We start from the raw sequence: 16448 nt of genomic DNA, 5'->3' as shown, positions 1-16448 counted from the left end.
CGCATTGTACAAAACCTCGCCGGTTACGACAAGTTGACAATTTGGGCAGGTTGTTGTATATTCTCAGCGGGCCTCTAGCTCAATTGGCAGAGCAGTTGACTCTTAATCAATCGGTTGTGGGTTCGAGTCCCACGGGGCCCACCATTCCACCACCGGCGCAAGCGCCGGTGGTGTTCGTTTTAGCGCGCTGCCCACCACGCCGCAGTTTCAGCAAAGAGCCTATCATCGGGAGCCAATGCCGCCGCCTGCTTCAGATCATCACCGATCGCCGGGTCAGCCGGATCGGCCAAAAACCTACCCCAAGCTTGGATGAAATAGATCGCGGCCCAATCAGGCGATACCGCCAGCGCCCGTTCCGTCTCTTTACGCAGATACGTGCTCAGCTCCGACTGCCAGCCATCAGCCACCGTACCGGCGATCAACGGCGAGGCAGGATTGAAAATATCGCTTGGGGCATAGTTACGCATCAGATCAACCGCACCGGCATAATCGCCGTAGAAGACATGGTTGATCAACGGGTAGGCGCTGTCAGCTACTGCTTCGCGCTGCGCATCGTGGATCAACTGGATCAGGCGCTGATTCCAGCGCAGCGAGCCGGCTGCAGTGGGCGGATCGGCAGCGCCGGCCTGCGCCACTGCCGCGTTAATTGCCGCCAACGCATCTGACCACAGGTCAGCTTGGGCAAACGCGACCGCTTGCTGGTTGAGATCGGCGAACGGCGCCGCCTGATCAGCAGTGAGCTCGCTGATCGCTAGCGCTACCAGCTTGTCGTTTTGCCACGTGTAGACCTGATAAAATGGATAGTAGACGCCGCAAGCATAACAGAAGATGTACGGTTCAGAACGATTCAGCACCACTTCATTCACGCCATCGCCGTTCAAGTCTTCGATCCGGCCCACGCCGGGACTCGGCGCAGAGGCGGCCAACTCGAGCTGTAGCATTTGCCCAGTGAACCGATACAGATAGTAACTGCCGCCATGCGCCCCCATCCCGCCCTCGATCTGAATCCATATCTCGCCGGGGACGATCGTGACCTGCTGCACATCGCCAAGATAATCGATTTCGGCATCAGGATTGGCGAGCGTTGCCCGGTCAAGTTCGCGCCAGCTTCCGCCAGCCTCCTCAAAGAGCGCGATCACATGCGGCACAGGCGGGGTCAGGTCAAAATTGCGCATCCCGCTGCTATACACCATCCAGAGTTGGCGACCATCGGTAGTGCGCAACGGCTGCGCCGCGAACTGCGCGAACGCGTTCGCCGGCAATGATGCCCGCATCGCCGCAAACACCTCGCGCAACGGATTGGCGGCGGCTTCGGTCGGAGCGGTCTGCGGCAGATCGTACCGCTCGCCGGGCCGGCACTCGCCGCGGAAGAAGGCCCACTCTTCGCATACTGTCCCATCGCTAAACCGGCACACCCCAATCTGGCCGCCCTCGGTAGATTGGATCTCAAGCTGGCCACCCTGCTCGATACAGTAAGTTGAAGCAGGATTCGCGAGGCCGGCGACCGGAGTAGCAGTTGGCGGACGCTGCGGCGATGGCTGAACGGCGGTGGCGGCTGGGGTAGGCGACCCGGTAGCAGGTTGGGTGCATCCAGCGATTGTCACACTCAAGACCAAACCCATTGCGAAGCGAGCGAACGACGTGAGCCGGGAGGATAGTGTGTGCATAGCAGCACCTGCGATAAAAAAGCGGAGATATGAAGCGCACAACAGCGTGCTGGCTGCATTATACTGCGGCACTTCGACCGTCAGCACACTTGTTGAAGGGCAATTTAGCAGAATCGCTTGAGATGCCAGCGCGTTTCCACCGGTGCTGGTCGCACCACGCATGCGTGAGAACACCTTAGTCTCCCAACGCCGGCTACCCGTTCGGTGCTAGGCTCACCCATCAATGCGCGCCATTTACCCCTTGCTGACATATTGTAGTAATGATATAGTTTGAGCAGTAGAAACATCAAATCCTGCGCTTCCTTCGCTGGCCCAACATCCCATTCGATCAGACCGGCTGCTCTGCTCATCGTCATCCCTACCGTTTTCGCAAACCTCAAGGAGACGCTATGACGCAGTTACCGCACGCAATCTTTCGGCTCATCATACTCCTGTGTATCAGTGGATGCGCCGCTTCATCGCCGCCCAGTCACAATCAAACAGCCAATCTGCCAGATCAATCACCCCCCGCTAGCGCTACAGAAACATCATCCCAACGCCCCATTACCAACAGCTTCGCAGCCACACCCGGCACATACCGCATCAATCAACGCGCACACAGCCAACAATTCACTGCGTTTGAGGCCGTTCTCTATCAGGCAATCCTGACCGAAAACGCACTCGTACTACGTTTTGGCATTCAACATATAACTTCTGAGCTGAGGTATCTCAACAGTTATATAGGCTTCAACGACCTGCGCCTGTTAGACAGCGCCGGTAATGAATATCGTCCTTCTGCAGCAAGCGCCAATCTTGAACGGTTTAATCTCAAGGAAGGCTACTTGCCGGGGCAAGCGAACGTGGGTGACATAACGTTCCCGATTCCAACGGCAGGTGGGCCGTTTATTCTGCAAACACCTGCATTTGATCCCATCACCTTTACACTCGATCGGTTGGCGCCTGCACCGGAGCTCACCGTACCCAATGGCGGATACCCGCTCGACGTGGCGTTGTACAGCAGCCACGCTACGCTTGTTCCGCTGCGCTTGCAGATCGAGCAGATTACGGTCACCAGTGACGAGATCGTGTTTGCTGTTGCGTTCACCAATACTGGCCGGCGGCCAGTAGGGATCAGCGGTAATCTGACCGGAAGCGATAGCCGGCTGTTTGACGCCGAGGGAGTCGTCTACAAACCACTGCGCGTAAGTGATTCATTGCGCGACGGTATCACCCCTGCCGGCGGTCTCATGCCGGGGCAACGCTATCGCGGCGAAATCGCGTTCGCGCGACCGCAACCGATCGAGCAGATCCGCTTCTTTTTTCCACGCTATACCACGGCCACGCTCACCTTCAACGAACACGGCTTGGCGAGCGCCGCCGTCACCTCGGCCACCGGTGGCGCGCCGCCAAGGGCAACGCCAACCGTTGAGGAACAGGCGCTGCAAATGCTGGAAAAGCTGTTAAACCGGCAGGCGCAGGCGGTGATGGCGGGAGATCTGGCCGGCTACCTGAGCACCTTCGCGAGCGATGTGCAACCAGCGCAAACAGCCATCTTCGAGCGGAGCCGGCACCTGCCGCTGGCCGATTACCGGTTGGCGCTGGCGCCGAATGCCTTTTTTGTGGGATCGGAATGGGAACGCGGCGAGCAGTCGCAGGTAACGGTCAACATTTCATACCGCTGGCGCGGGTTGCCGGAGGAAAACGTCTTCCGGCATACTCTCACCTACTGGTTCAGCCGGCAAGATGGCCGCTGGGTGGTGAGCAGGTACGAAGTTGACCGTCCGGCGCCCTTCTGGTGGCTCGATGACGCACAGTTTGCTGAGAGCGAACATTTCCTGATCTTCTACCGGCCAGCCGCTGCCGATCTCGCCAATACCGTTGCCGCCGAATGCGAGCAGGTCTACGCCGAATTGCAAGCTGCCGGACTCAGGCTCGACTCACGGTTTGCCGTCTACGTCATGGTTGATCAGGACGATTTTCGTGAGCAAACCGGGCAAGGCGCGCGCACGCTGGGGTTAGCCATCTGGAACTACCTTCTGCTAGATGAGACAGTGCAAACGCAGGGTTGGGCTTTCTATCTGAACGGGGCCAGCTTCACTGAACGCGATGCGGTTGATGACCCCTTTGGCCGGAAAGCTACCATCAAGCACGAGATGGTTCATCTGGCGCTCGCCCGCGAGACGATGCCGTTCACGCCGGTCTGGCTTATCGAAGGCGCCGCCATACACTTCGCCGGCCAATACCGGCCTGAGCTGCGCCAATACCTCATTAGCGAAGGCAAGCCCGATCAGATCAGCCTTGCGCAACTCACGGCTGCCGATCAACTCGGCCAATTCGACTTTATCGGCGGCAGGGCCGGCCCCGAATATCTCTTTTCCGCCGCAGTCGTCCAATATTTAATCGACACCTACGGCAGCGAGCGATTCTGGGACTTTTATCGCTCGTTTAGCCGCGTACCAGCCGAACGGCTGCGGCAAGCGCTGCCGCTCTTCTCAGTGATGGATAGCGGATTAGGCCCTTTCCGCAGCGAAATAGTGCCGGAAATGCTCAACGCGGTGTACGGACTGAGTCTGGCTGAACTCGAGGCAGCGGTAAAAGCCAGCCTGCACCAATAGCATCGCATCGGCTATAATACCCGCGCGCTGCGGCAACTGGCCGGCAGGATTCGCGGCGGGCAGGTATGGATGAGGTTATCGAACTCGACATTGACGGGATCGCGCAGGGTGGCGACGGCGTTGGCCGGCTCGGCGAGCTAGTGGTGTTTGTAAGCGGAGCGTTACCGGGAGAGCGAGTGCGCGCGCTGGTGCGCGAGCGCCATCCGCGCTTTCTGCGCGCAACGGTGAGCGAGGTGCTGCACGCTGCACCGGATCGGGTGGCGCCGCTGATCAGCCCCGGCGATCACGTGCCATGGCAACACATTGCGTATCCAGCCCAAGTACGCTATAAAGCGGCCATTGTCGCCGAACAGATCAATAAATTTCTGCCCGGCGTTGCAGTTCCGATCCAGCCAGCGATTGCAGCGCCGCAGCCGTGGGGCTATCGCAACAGTGCCCGCCTGCACGCCGATGGCGCAGCGTTAGGCTACCACGCCGCCGGCGCCAAGACGGTGGTTGATCTGGCCGATGATCCGCTCTTATTGCCGGCCTTGCGCGCGGCGCTGGCCGGATTGCGCCAACTGCCCTTTGCCGGCCTCATCAATGAGGTACACTTGCGGGCCAGCGCAACGTATGGCTACGCCGCCGCCCGGATTGATCCCGCCCCCGGCGCTGATCGTACTGCGTTGGCCCGGTTGGCCGCAGCGTGGATGGCCGCTACGCCGGTGTTAGCCGGGGTCACGCTCGGCGACGAACCACTGGTGGGGGCTGATGCAATCTATGACGAATTAGGCGGGGTGGTCTTCCGGCTGAGTCTCAGCAGCTTCTTTCAGGTCAATCACGCACAAGCCGAGCGCATGGTCGAGGTGGTGCGGGCGGCGTTAGCGCCGCACGGCGGGCGCTTGCTCGACGCCTACAGCGGCGTGGGGAGTTTTGCCTTGCCATTGGCCGCCGCGTATGACGAAGTGGTGGCAGTAGAAGCGTACCAACCTGCGGTCGAGGATGGTCGCCAGAGTGCCGCCGCTAATCAGATAACAAATGTGCAATATATTGCCGGCGCTGCCGAGCGGGTGGTAGGACGCCTGCCCGGCCCATTTCAGGCCGCGATCCTCGACCCGCCGCGGCGCGGGTGCCATCCGGCGTTGATCGAGGCGGTCATTTCTCATGCCCCGGAACGGATCGTCTACATTTCGTGCCATCCCGGCCTAATCGGGCGCGATTTGGCCCCATTAGCGACTGCCGGTTATCATCTCATTCTGGTGCAGCCGATTGATCTCTTTCCGCAAACCCCGCATATCGAGACGATCATTGTGCTGCAGCGCGCATAATCTACGACGACTGGCAGAACATATTGCCAAGGCATGGTTTGCGATACACTACACGATTCTCATCTAAGACACCAAACCTATTTTCAATTTATTTAGCAGACTTGCATTAATAACCGTTCTTATTTACAATACAATACAGCGACTTTCTCGGCAATGCAACCACTTTTAACTTTCTTTAACAAAATACACGCTAAGTCAAGCCACGAATCCACAAACAATCCTACGTTCAAATCACAGAGAGATATTGCCCTCGCTATCAAAACTACGTCATCCGAAATGAAGGGGCCGCGCGCACCATTGCTACAATACGGTAAGAGAGTCGTGTTATACTACAGGCAAGATCCATGGATGGAAATATATTGGAACCGTCTTCACCAATAGTAGGCGCCGTGAATCGACTTGTCGCGAAAATCTGTTTGCTGGGAGAATTTTCTGTCGGCAAAACTAGCCTCATCCGCCGCTTCGTCGAAGGCGTCTTCGATGAACGGTACCTCAGCACGCTCGGCGTCAAGATCAGCCGCCATACGATGAACCTCGAACAGACCGAAGTGAACCTGTTGATCTGGGACACCACTGGCGGCGAGCGGTTCGATCAAATCGTGCAGAACTATTATCGCGGCTCAGCCGGAGCGCTGCTCGTCTGTGATTTGACCCGCCCTGACACATTACCAGTATTGAGTGAATATGCCACTACATTTCACCGCGCCAGTCCCGAAACCCCATTAGTCATCGCAGCAAACAAAGCCGATTTAACCACACAACGGCGCATTGCTGACGAAGAGATTGCCGCAGTAGCAGCAACGCTCTCGGCTGACTGGCTCTGCACCAGTGCGCGAACCGGCGAGGGAGTCTATGAGGCGTTCCAGATCTTGGGGCGCCGGATTAAACAACAAAAGGGGCGGATATGATGAATGAAGCAAATGGGATCAACACACCCGAAGAGGCCGAAGAGCTAGAACGGGTGCGGCAGATTATCTTAGGTTCGGGCGCGCGCCAACCGCGCCAAGCCGAAGTCGATCGGTTGCGCGATATCATCTTCGGGCCGCAGATGGAGGAATACGCGCGCGCATTTAGCGACCTGCGCCGCCAAATCGAACACCTCAACGACGATGTGCGCCAACTGCAAGACCGGCTGAGCGAGGTTGAGAAGGCGATGCTGCGCCGGTTTGATGCGCTTGATGTCGAGACGCGCCGGCTGAATGACGAACTGCGGCGCGAGGTCGAGCGGGCGCGGGCGCGCGAGTCGATCTTGCAGCAGGTTTCGGCGCAGGTGCGCCAGCACGAAGCGGCGTTGAACGGGTTGGGAGACGGGGTAAGCGAGCTGCGGCGGGTACAGAGCCATCACGACCTTGAGATTCGTTCGGGCCGCGCGAACCTCGCTGAGACCCGCGATCTGCTTGAGCAGCGCACCCAAACCCTGCGCCGCGAATTGCGCAGCGCCGAAGACACGCTGCGCACCGAGCTGCGCCGCATCGCCGACCGGCTCGATAATCAGAAGACCGATCGCAAGGCGCTGGCCAGTATGTTGATCGAAATCGCAACCCGGTTAGAAACCGGCAGTCCGGTGGCTGGCTTGCTCGAAGGCCTCTCTTCGGCGAAGGATGAATAATAGGCGATTATGGCTACCGAACCGCAGACGCATCGTGAGATCGAAGAGCTGCGGCGTGTGTTGCTGAAGCCGGAAGCGCTGGTCGATAAGATCAGTCCGGTGATCGCTGACATCTTGGCCGAGCAGATCCATACCTCAAAAGATGAGATCGCGCGCGCTATTGCGCCGGCGATCGGCGAGGCCATTCGTCAGCAGGTCTATAAGGCGCGCGAAGATATTATTGACGCGCTCTATCCGGTGATTGGCGCGATGATCGCGCGCGCAGCCACCGAAGCCATTCGCGATTTGGCCTCCCAGATTGACACCCGCATCCGCACCGGCCCTATGTTGATGCTCGATCCCGGCTATTGGCAGGCGCGGGCGCAAGGCGTTTCGGCTGGCGAGTATGCACTGCGCAAGCAATTACCCTTTTCGGTGCAGGAAGTCTTTCTGATCCAGCGCGATTCTGGGTTGCTGATCTGCCATATCGCCGCTTCCGGCACGCCGGCGAGCGACCGCGATTTAGTGAGCGGGATGCTGACGGCGATTCGCGATTTTGCCCGCGATGCGCTCGGCGAGGGCGATGAACTCGGCGCGATTAGCTATGAGTCGCGCCAGATTGTGATTGCGAGCGGCAGCGCCGCGTACCTCGCCGCAGTGATCACCGGCGTCGAACCAAGCGGCTTTCGCGAACAGTTGCACCAAACACTGGTCGCGATCCACGAAGGGCGCTATGACCGGCTCCGCGCGTTTTCCGGCGATGATGATAGTTTGGTGGCCGAGGCTGAGGCGATTATTCGCCAACAAATCCCTTTAGCGACTGTCCAGTTGGCCAAATCCAAACCTGCCAACTCTTTCGTCCAGCGCGCCATTATCACATTGCTGCTTTTGATCGCGCTGTCACCGATCTTTTTCTGCGGCTGGTGGGTAATCAGCGTGGAAGCGCGGATGGCGGCTTTGTTTGCGCCGACGGCCACCCCAACCGCTACCCCAACGCCGACGGCCACCCCAACCGCTACCCCAACGCCGACCATCACGCCGACGCCGACAGCGACGCCGATTCCCTACGATGGCGTGATGACGGGGAATGTCTATCTCTACAGCTTCCCCGATGAAGCCAGCGAGCGCAGTCCGATTGTCGCACCACGCAATGCACCGGTGGTCGTCTTAGCCCAATATGGCGATTGGTATCAGGTGCGAGTCGATGTGCGGATTGATCAACGTCCGGTGCAACTGATTGGATGGGTGCCGTCACGGTGGGTAGGCTTGGTGCGACCGATCCCGCCAGAGCTTGTGACACCCTTCCCGCGACCGTAATCCGTCGCTCTGGCTCGTGACGAGACGGCGAGCCTTCAGAATAGGCAACGAAACCCCATGAGAATGAGCGCTGAGATCACGTTTTATCCGGTAGACTCCATATACGATGCGGTATCAACATCTAAGCAGGAGCGGAGCGTAGACGAGTATGAAATTGACGGTTGAACAACAGGTGCTGATCGAAACTGGCAGTGCCTACCTGATCGTCGATCCAGAGTTGCACGTTCAGGGAGCTGGTGGCTTATTAGCGCTGGTTGGCGGCGAACCGCCAATCGGCGTTCACCTGATCGATCTGCTGCCAGAACTGTTTGGCAACGAGCAGGCGCTAGCCGAGATTCTCAGCGGGGATCGTGACCGGCTGAGCTTGCCGTTGATCAACCGTCAATTGCCCGATGGTTCGGTGCTCTATCTCGATCTGCTGACCGTGCCGCTGATGGATGAGCGGGGCAAGATTACCGGTCTCATTCAGATCATTACCGATACGACCCACCGCAGCGTCTCAGAACGACTGCTCACCCAACGCCGCAACGAATTGCAATTGCTCAAAGACCGCATCCAGCGCCAGAACGTCGAGCTGGCCCGCATCAACGCCGGCTTGCTGCGCGTCACCAAACTGAAAGACGAGTTTCTGGCCAGCATGAGCCACGAGGTGCGCACGCCGCTCACCGCAATTCTCGGCCTCGTTGATGTGCTGCGCGCGCAATTGGTCGGCCCGCTGAGCGAAGAACAATTAAACGCTATCAATGGGATCAAGCAGGGCGGCCAGCATCTGTTGGCGCTGATTAACGATTATCTCGATATTGCTAAAATCGAAGCTGGACGGCTGGAACTAGATATCGGCCCCGTCTCGGTGCAAGATGTCTGCTATTCGCTACGCCCGATGGTGGCCGATATGGCCCGGCGGGCCAGACTCGAATTGATCTACGATCTAGACCCTGCGGTGCAAGTGATCTTGGCCGATGCGCGCCGCCTACGCCAGATCTTGATTAATCTGCTCTCGAATGCGATCAAGTTTACTCCGTCCGGCGGCAAAGTGGGGCTGGAGGTGCGCGGCGAGCCGGAACGGGGGGCGGTGCGGTTTACCGTCTGGGATACCGGGATTGGCATCGCCGCTGAAGATGCCGCGCGCTTGTTTGAACCCTTCCAGCAGATCGAAAACGAACGCCAACAAGAAGTGACCGGCAGCGGCCTCGGTTTGGCGCTGGTCTCGAAGTTGGCCCGCTTGCACGGCGGCAGCGTGAGCCTTGAAAGCGAAGTCGGCGTTGGCAGCCGGTTCCACGTCTTGCTCCCGTGGGAACCGGATGAACAACAGCGCTTACTTGAATGGTTTGCCAATGAGCGCCAGAAGGAGCACGAAGCCGATGTACCGACCGATTTGCCGTCCGCCTCGCCGCTCGCTGGTGATCGGCCCTTGCTGATGGTTGAAGACGACGTAGCCAGTGCATCGCTCTTTGCCCAGTACCTAACGCGCTGCGGCTACCGGGTCGTGCATGTCGAATCGGGCGAAGAGGCGTTAGCTTACGTGCAGGGCGAACTACCGTGTCTGGTGCTGCTTGATGTGCGGATGCACACGATGGATGGCATCGAAGTGATGCGCCATCTCCGTGCTGACGTAGCCACCCGCAACCTCCCGATTCTGGTGTTGACAGCGTTGGCAATGCCGGGTGACCGCGAACGTTGTCTGGCCGCCGGCGCTGATGATTATCTGGCGAAGCCGGTGCGGCTCCGCCAACTGGCCGAGCGAATTGGGGCGCTGCTTGAGCAGAAGGGGTAAGCCCCATCTCGCGCGCAAGCGCGGGAGAGAGGGAGTGGGGAATAGGGAATGGGGAGGAGGAAGGATACTCACTGCCTTCCTCCTCCCCAATTTTAACCCTTTGCGCCTTTGCGATCAGGGAACCCGGCCTAAAGGGCCGGGCTAGGGTTACGAAGCCCGCTGCGCGGGCTGCTGGCCGGCTTGGGGCGGGTTCAAGGGCGGACAGTAGGCAATGAGTGTAAATACAGTTTATGGCTTTGAGATGGACTGTTTCACCCTCACCCCCAGCCCCTCTCCCACTGGCGCGGGAGAGGGGAGCAGATCTTAGCTTTGAGGCATTGCCCAGCGGTTAACGGTTGTACTCCACCAAATTTCTGTCCGCCCCTCAAGTAGAGCGAAAGATTCTCGCCCTCCCCTGCCCACTTTCAACCCTTTGCGCCTTTGCGTCGAGCGTGCCCGCGTAAAGGGCCGGGCTAGGGCTACGAAGCCCGCTGCGCGGGCTGCTGGCCGGCTTGGGGCGGGAGCGAGGCAGGGGAAATAGGGAATGTTGTTGATAAGCCGATAAGTATGCTACGATATTAGAGAGCGGTGAATGACTATGATCCACAGCTTCGCGTCTCAGCGTTAACCAACATGCTCCAAGCACACGAACTGCGGCTAGCCAGCGAGATATTGCCCTTCCTACGCGATCCGGCGGCGGCGATTGCGCGTGATTTCACGGCGCAGGCGACGCTGTTGCGCTTGCCGGCAGGAGCAACCATCTTTGCCGAAGGCGATGAGTGCAGCGCGTTTGCGGTGCTGGCCGGCGGGCAGGTGCGCGTGTTTAAGATTGGCGAAACCGGGCGTGAAATCACCCTCTACCGTTTTGGCCGCGGCGAAAGTTGCATTCTCACCACCAGTTGCGTGCTCAGCCAGCGCAACTTCCCGGCGATTGCCACCGTCGAGCACGATGCCACCGCTTTTGTGGTGGGCCAAACGACCTTCCGCGATTGGATCGATCGCTACAGCCCGTGGCGCGATTACGTGTTTCAATTGCTCTCGCAGCGGCTGGCTACCGTGATGGCGATTGTGGATGAGATCGCCTTCCGCCGGGTTGATGTGCGGTTGGCCGAGTTTTTGCTGCGCCACGCCCAAGGCGACCCGCCGACCGTCAGCGCCACCCACCAGCAGATTGCCGCCGAACTGGGCACCTCGCGCGAAGTGGTGAGCCGGATTTTGGCCGATTTTAGCGACGATGGCCTCATCAGCAGCGGGCGCGGCCAGATTGTCGTGCGCAACCCTGCCGGCCTGCGCCAGCGCGGTGAGCTGCGGTTGGGCGCGTGAGGCGCGTTTTGCCGCTCTGTGAAGTGGAGCCAGTTTGGAATGCGGCAGTTTGACTGCCGCATTCCATAACAGGCGCTCAGGGACGCTAAATGGCCTCATCAGCAGCGGGCGCGGCCAGATTGTCGTGCGCAACCCTGCCGGCCTGCGCCAGCGCGGTGAGCTGCGGTTAAGCACGTGAGGCGCGTTTTGCCGCTCTGTGAAGCGTCGCCGGTTGCCGGCTCAGAGCATGGAGTGCGGCAGTCAACCTGCTGCATTCCATACCTTCAACACGACTGGAAAGAGCCTTTCTATGCGCCAGCCGGCTATCATCACATTTCTGGTTATGGCTGCCGTCTTCTTCGGCGGGGCAATTGGCGGGTTGGCATTGACCAGCGCGCTGGCGCCTGACGCACACCTCTTGCGCTGGTTTGGCTTGGGCGCATTGCCGCTGGCTTTCGTCACTGGGGCTTTTCTCTGGTTAGCGATTGCCTTTGGTCGCGGACTCGTGCATACGCTCCGCCGGCGCAAACTGCCCGCCTTTGCCAGCGATCAAGCCATTCCGCCGGGAGCGGCAGCCTTTGTGTTTACCTCAACCGGGATCATGGCGCTGTTTGGGGTGCTGGTCGCGATGGCGCCCAACCGGTTCGGTTTTTGGCCAACCCTCGTGCTTTGTATCGGTACGGGAGCTGGCTACAGTCTCCTCTGCCAGCATTTGGCCCGTCGCGGCTATCTGCCGGTGTACGATCTGGAGTCAGAGCGCTAGCGCGGCGCACACAAGAAGGAAACGTTTGTGAACCAACCACCACCGGAACCGATCGCCCAACAAGCGTATGACCTGCTGGCCGAAGCATACGCCGCCCAAGTGGCGACCAAACCGCACAACGCCTATTATGAACGTCCGGCAACCCTCTCGCTGTTGCCTGACGTGCAAGGCAAGCGCGTGCTCGATGCTGGTTGCGGGCCGGGCATCTACAGCGAACTGCTGCTCGACCGCGGCGCCGAGGTCGTGGCGCTTGACGCGAATGCCACGATGGTGCGGCTCGCGCAACAGCGGCTGCAAGGTCGCGCGCAGGTGTTACAGGCCGATCTTGGCCAACCGCTCACATTCCTGCCGGACGAGTCATTTGATCTGGTGATCAGCCCGCTCGTGCTTGATTATGTCGCAGACTGGGCGCAAACCTTCGCCGAATTTCACCGCATCTTGCGGCCCGGCGGCCATTTCATCTTTTCGATTGAACATCCGCAGACCAAATTCGACCAGCACCGCGCCACCAGCAACTACTTCGCAATCGAGCAGGTGGCATACGAATGGCATGGCTTTGGCATCACGGTGCAGATGCCCTCGTACCGCCGCCCGCTCAGCGCCGTCATCAACCCGCTGATTGGGGCCGGTTTCAGGCTTGAGCAGATTCTCGAACCGTTGCCCACCCCCGAATTTGCCGCAAAAGACCCCGAACACTACGCCGAACTGATGCGCGAGCCGGGGTTTCTCTGCGTACGCGCGGTCAAGGGGTGAGGTTGCCCTATAGATTTCCTCCCGCCGCCTGCCGGGCAGCGCGGGTGTAGGGGTGATCCGGCCCCAGCACGGCGATGTAGATCGCAATCGCGCGCGCCATGTAATCACGTGCCGCCGCTTGATCGCCAAGCGCGGCGGACACCTGCCCCATGCGCAACAGACTACGGGCCGTATAGGGATGGCGTTCGCCTAATCGCAGTTGATGGCAGCGCAACGCCTCGATCGCCAGCAGGCGCGCTTGCGATAGCCGCCCATTGGTCAGATAGAGCATCCCGATATGGCTGAGGCTATTCGCCGTATCAGGATGCAGCGCCCCAAAGATGCGCCGCCTGATCCGCCATGCGGCGCGGAGGCAGCGGTACGCCGCCGCCTGATCACCCAACGACAAGCGCAGCAGACCCAGCCGGTTGAGGTCGCGCGCCACATACCAGTGTTCAGGCCCGACCATCCGCCGGTGAATATCGAGCGCCTCGGCCAACTGGCGCTGCGCTTGCGTGGTATCGCCCATATCGAACGCCAAGATGCCGAGATTGCCGAGCACATTGGCGGTATACGGATGTTCACGGCCAACTGCGGCCTCAATCATCGCTAAAGCGGCCTCTAACTCGACCAACGCCTGCGCATACCGGCCCTGACAGTAGTACACCCGTCCAATATGGTTGCGGGTCATGCCGATATAACTCGACGTCGCATAGATTTCTTGCCGAATAGCCAGCGCCCGGCGCAGATATTCCAGCGCCAGATCGTATTCGGCGCGAACGCGGTGGAGATAGCCCAAATTGTTGATTGCCATCGCCTGCAATGAACGGTTCGGCTGCGGTTGCGCGTCCCAAATCGCTACGGCGCGTTGGGCGTAAGGCAACGCCGCGTCAAACTCCCCCAACACACCGAGCAAAAAACTCAGATGGTTATACAGTTCGGCGGCTTGCGGACTCTCAGGGCCGAACACACGGCTCCGGATCGCCAGCGCCTGTTCGTAATAGCGGTGGGCAGCCGGATAATCACACATGCGCTGGGCGCCTTCGCCGGCGTACAGCAAACTCGTTGCCGTATCGGGATGATCCGGCCCTAGCCAACGCAAGCGGATCGCCAACGCCTGCTCGTGATAGTGATACGCGCGGGGATAATCACCCAGCCAATCGAGCAATAAGGCGTGGTAGTGCAAATTAGCGCTGGCTGGCAGCGAATCGGGGCCAAAGAGACGCTGGCGCAGGTCGAGCGAACGCTGATTGTAAGACAGTGCGGCATCGAATTGTTCAATCTCGCCCAAATGGCGGCTCAGCTCGAAGGCCAACGCCGCAGCCAGCGCATCACCGTGCGGCAGCGCGGTCTGCGTCACCACCCGCAGATGGATTTGCAGTCGCAGCAAGGCCGGCACATCGCAAGCGTCATTCAGCCGGCGCACGTGCGTCAGCAACGCGGCTTCGGCGGCAATCTGCGCCTCACGGGCATCGGCGAGCCGGTGGAGAAAAGCGGCCACGAGCCGGTGCAAGCGTACCATAGCCGCCCCTGCATCAACCGGCAAGAGCAGACCGGTATCGAGCATCCGTTGCACAGCGGCCTGAAACTGTATCTGCTCGGCAGAGCTGCGCAGCATAGCACGCAGCAAGTCGAGCGGGATGGGTTCGCCGGGAGCAAACCATGCCGCCGCCAACAGCAACCGGTAGGCCAAGCCATCAACCGGATCGCGACGATCTAACCGATCGAGGCTCAGCAAGACGATTTGTTCAAAATGGTTCAAATGGCCGGTCGGGGCTGGCAAGGAGCGTCCGCGCGGCCCTTGACCGCGCAAGGACGGATGAGATTGCTCGTGTCCGGCCAGACTCTGGCGCAGGTCAGCAAGGTATTGGGCCGGCGTCACCGTATCGATCCTGCTCGACAGATAGCTCCCGGCCACATGCAACGCTAGCGGCAAATCATCGAGTTCGGCAGCGATCGCGATCAACTCCTCATCACGGTTCTGGCCGAGCGGGCAATGCTTTCGCAGCAACTCAACACTCTGGGACCGGCTCAGCAAGCCCAGCGGCAACAGGGCCAACCCCTCCCGCTGGCTCCACCAACTGCGGCGACTGGTGACCAACACCCGGCAACCACCCCGTTGCGGCAACCAGCGAGCGAGCAACGACTCATCCTCGCAGCTATCAAAGATGAGGAGGCGCGCCGTATCTTCGGCCCATGCTTGCGTGACCAGCCGCACCTGATCATCGAGGGTCAAACGCTCAAAATGGGGATGCAGATTCATCACTGTCCCGCACAGCGCAACCCCACCCGGCGCCGCTTCAGCGCTCGCCAAACTCAGCCAAAATACGCCGCCGGGAAAAAAGCGGCCAAAGCGATAGGCAAACTCAATCGCCAACTGGGTCTTGCCGATGCCCCCCGGCCCGGTGAGGATCACGCTCGTTGGCGGGCCGGATAGCGAGTGACGTGCTGCCGGTGCAGCCTGAACGCGAAACAGGTTCGCCAACGCCAACAACTCGCCGGTACGCCCGACAAAGTGGGGATAGGGCGTGAACGGCAGCAACGACCCCGCCGGCAAGGGGCCGGGTTCAGGCACCGTGCGCCATGGCAACGCGCTCTCGTGAGCTGCCGGCGCCGCCAGCGACCCTTGCTCGATCAACCCCCAATCAACCGGCTGCAACGGTTCCCAGCCCCACTCCTCAACCAACACTGCCCAAACCGCGCGCAGGGTAGCGGGTTGGCTGGCGAGCTGAAGCGTATGGGCCAGATAGAGCAAAAACTGATCGCGGATCGTAGGGCGCGGCGTCGCTTCACCGCGTTCCCATGCCGCCACCGATTCGTAGGCGCGTTTGCCGCGCAACCCGCAGGCATGCGCCATCTGGGTCAACGTCACCCCAGCCGCTTTCCGCAACTGCACCAATATCGCCAGCCGCTGATGCTTAGGCATAGCGAATACTCCTTTGAAAGCAATGCGCGCCAAGGCCAGCGCCTTGACGGAACAGCGCAAAGGATGTTCGCGATCGGTGTATAAAAGGCGGCTTGACGCATCCTTGGCGAGTATCCCCTCGCCCCGCTGGTTTGACGATAGTTAGGAGGAGCGCGAACGAACTATTGCCACGTGGATACCCCAACCGCGTAGCGAGCAACTGGCGCCGGTGGGCAGCGGTGCGGCAAGAGAGGGTCAGAACGGCAAAGATGGCCGGCAAGATGACAAAATTTTCAAGTCAGATACAGGGTTTACGGGGTGACAAAGCGACAGCGGCTGCGCCATACTATCGCTATACGTACTACAACAGACATCGGTACAAACTCCTCGGCGGGTCGCAGGTCTATGGAAACGATTGGATGTTTGATCACTTATTATACCCGTTTTGGTTCCAATAAGTGCATGTATATCAATACGATATTGCTCACAACATTGCAGAAATGCGGTCTAGACATGGAGT

Annotated in this window: 11 protein-coding genes and 1 tRNA gene; 10 read left to right on the top strand and 2 right to left on the bottom strand. The window is 59.7% G+C overall.

Annotation, left to right across the window (positions count from 1 at the left end; translation table 11 throughout):
- Positions 1-68: 68 nt before the first annotated feature.
- A tRNA-Lys gene (locus A6A03_RS08945) sits at positions 69-144 on the top strand.
- 35 nt (positions 145-179) lie between these two features.
- Here A6A03_RS08945 and A6A03_RS08940 read toward each other — a convergent pair.
- The gene (locus tag A6A03_RS08940; RefSeq protein WP_066786911.1) at positions 180-1667 is read right to left on the bottom strand and encodes a putative hemolysin; all 1488 of its coding nucleotides are present in this window, start codon (positions 1665-1667) and stop codon (positions 180-182) included.
- Positions 1668-2506: 839 nt separating this feature from the next.
- On the opposite strand from A6A03_RS08940, the gene A6A03_RS08935 reads away from it, so the two are divergent.
- The 9 genes from A6A03_RS08935 to A6A03_RS08895 all read left to right on the top strand — a co-directional run bounded on the left by A6A03_RS08935 (position 2507) and on the right by A6A03_RS08895 (position 13044).
- On the top strand, positions 2507-4261 hold the full coding sequence (locus A6A03_RS08935; RefSeq protein ID WP_156525305.1) for a gluzincin family metallopeptidase: 1755 nt from the start codon (positions 2507-2509) through the stop codon (positions 4259-4261).
- 65 nt (positions 4262-4326) lie between these two features.
- Complete coding sequence (locus A6A03_RS08930; RefSeq protein WP_066786620.1) at positions 4327-5568, top strand: class I SAM-dependent RNA methyltransferase; 1242 nt, start codon at positions 4327-4329, stop codon at positions 5566-5568.
- Between the two features lie 389 nt (positions 5569-5957).
- Positions 5958-6476 carry a Rab family GTPase gene (locus tag A6A03_RS08925; RefSeq protein ID WP_066786617.1) on the top strand — a complete coding sequence of 173 codons (519 nt, stop codon included), beginning with the start codon at positions 5958-5960 and terminating at the stop codon, positions 6474-6476.
- Entirely contained in the window at positions 6473-7177 is a 705-nt protein-coding gene (locus A6A03_RS08920) for a hypothetical protein (protein WP_066786614.1), read from the top strand. Before A6A03_RS08925 ends, A6A03_RS08920 begins: the two co-directional genes overlap by 4 nt.
- Before the next feature lie 9 nt (positions 7178-7186).
- Positions 7187-8473, top strand: a complete 1287-nt coding sequence (locus A6A03_RS08915; protein WP_066786611.1) for an SH3 domain-containing protein — start codon at positions 7187-7189, stop codon at positions 8471-8473.
- A 148-nt stretch (positions 8474-8621) separates the two neighbouring features.
- Positions 8622-10247: an ATP-binding response regulator gene (locus tag A6A03_RS08910; RefSeq protein ID WP_066786608.1), complete on the top strand. Its 1626-nt coding sequence runs from the start codon at positions 8622-8624 to the stop codon at positions 10245-10247.
- 612 nt (positions 10248-10859) lie between these two features.
- A complete protein-coding gene (locus tag A6A03_RS08905) occupies positions 10860-11549 on the top strand; it encodes a Crp/Fnr family transcriptional regulator (RefSeq protein ID WP_066786605.1) in 690 nt (229 codons plus the stop codon).
- Positions 11550-11838: 289 nt separating this feature from the next.
- Positions 11839-12291 carry a hypothetical protein gene (locus A6A03_RS08900; protein ID WP_066786603.1) on the top strand — a complete coding sequence of 151 codons (453 nt, stop codon included), beginning with the start codon at positions 11839-11841 and terminating at the stop codon, positions 12289-12291.
- Positions 12292-12318: 27 nt separating this feature from the next.
- Positions 12319-13044, top strand: a complete 726-nt coding sequence (locus A6A03_RS08895; RefSeq protein ID WP_066786600.1) for a class I SAM-dependent methyltransferase — start codon at positions 12319-12321, stop codon at positions 13042-13044.
- Between the two features lie 7 nt (positions 13045-13051).
- Here A6A03_RS08895 and A6A03_RS08890 read toward each other — a convergent pair whose 3' ends face one another.
- A complete protein-coding gene (locus tag A6A03_RS08890; RefSeq protein WP_066786596.1) occupies positions 13052-15949 on the bottom strand; it encodes a tetratricopeptide repeat protein in 2898 nt (965 codons plus the stop codon).
- Between the last annotated feature and the right edge of the window lie 499 nt (positions 15950-16448).

The organism is Chloroflexus islandicus, assembly GCF_001650695.1.
Lineage (GTDB): Bacteria > Chloroflexota > Chloroflexia > Chloroflexales > Chloroflexaceae > Chloroflexus > Chloroflexus islandicus.
The sequence above is the reverse complement of the archived record's forward strand: the minus strand, read 5'-3'. Positions and strand labels throughout refer to the sequence as shown.

Excerpts from the sequence above, each read along its gene's own strand:
- A6A03_RS08905 (WP_066786605.1), top strand. The coding sequence starts at position 10,860 with ATGCTCCAAGCACACGAACTGCGGCTAGCCAGCGAGATATTGCCCTTC.
- A6A03_RS08920 (WP_066786614.1), top strand. The coding sequence starts at position 6,473 with ATGATGAATGAAGCAAATGGGATCAACACACCCGAAGAGGCCGAAGAG.
- A6A03_RS08890 (WP_066786596.1), bottom strand. The coding sequence starts at position 15,949 with ATGCCTAAGCATCAGCGGCTGGCGATATTGGTGCAGTTGCGGAAAGCG.
- A6A03_RS08900 (WP_066786603.1), top strand. The coding sequence starts at position 11,839 with ATGCGCCAGCCGGCTATCATCACATTTCTGGTTATGGCTGCCGTCTTC.
- A6A03_RS08915 (WP_066786611.1), top strand. The coding sequence starts at position 7,187 with ATGGCTACCGAACCGCAGACGCATCGTGAGATCGAAGAGCTGCGGCGT.
- A6A03_RS08930 (WP_066786620.1), top strand. The coding sequence starts at position 4,327 with ATGGATGAGGTTATCGAACTCGACATTGACGGGATCGCGCAGGGTGGC.
- A6A03_RS08910 (WP_066786608.1), top strand. The coding sequence starts at position 8,622 with ATGAAATTGACGGTTGAACAACAGGTGCTGATCGAAACTGGCAGTGCC.
- A6A03_RS08940 (WP_066786911.1), bottom strand. The coding sequence starts at position 1,667 with ATGCACACACTATCCTCCCGGCTCACGTCGTTCGCTCGCTTCGCAATG.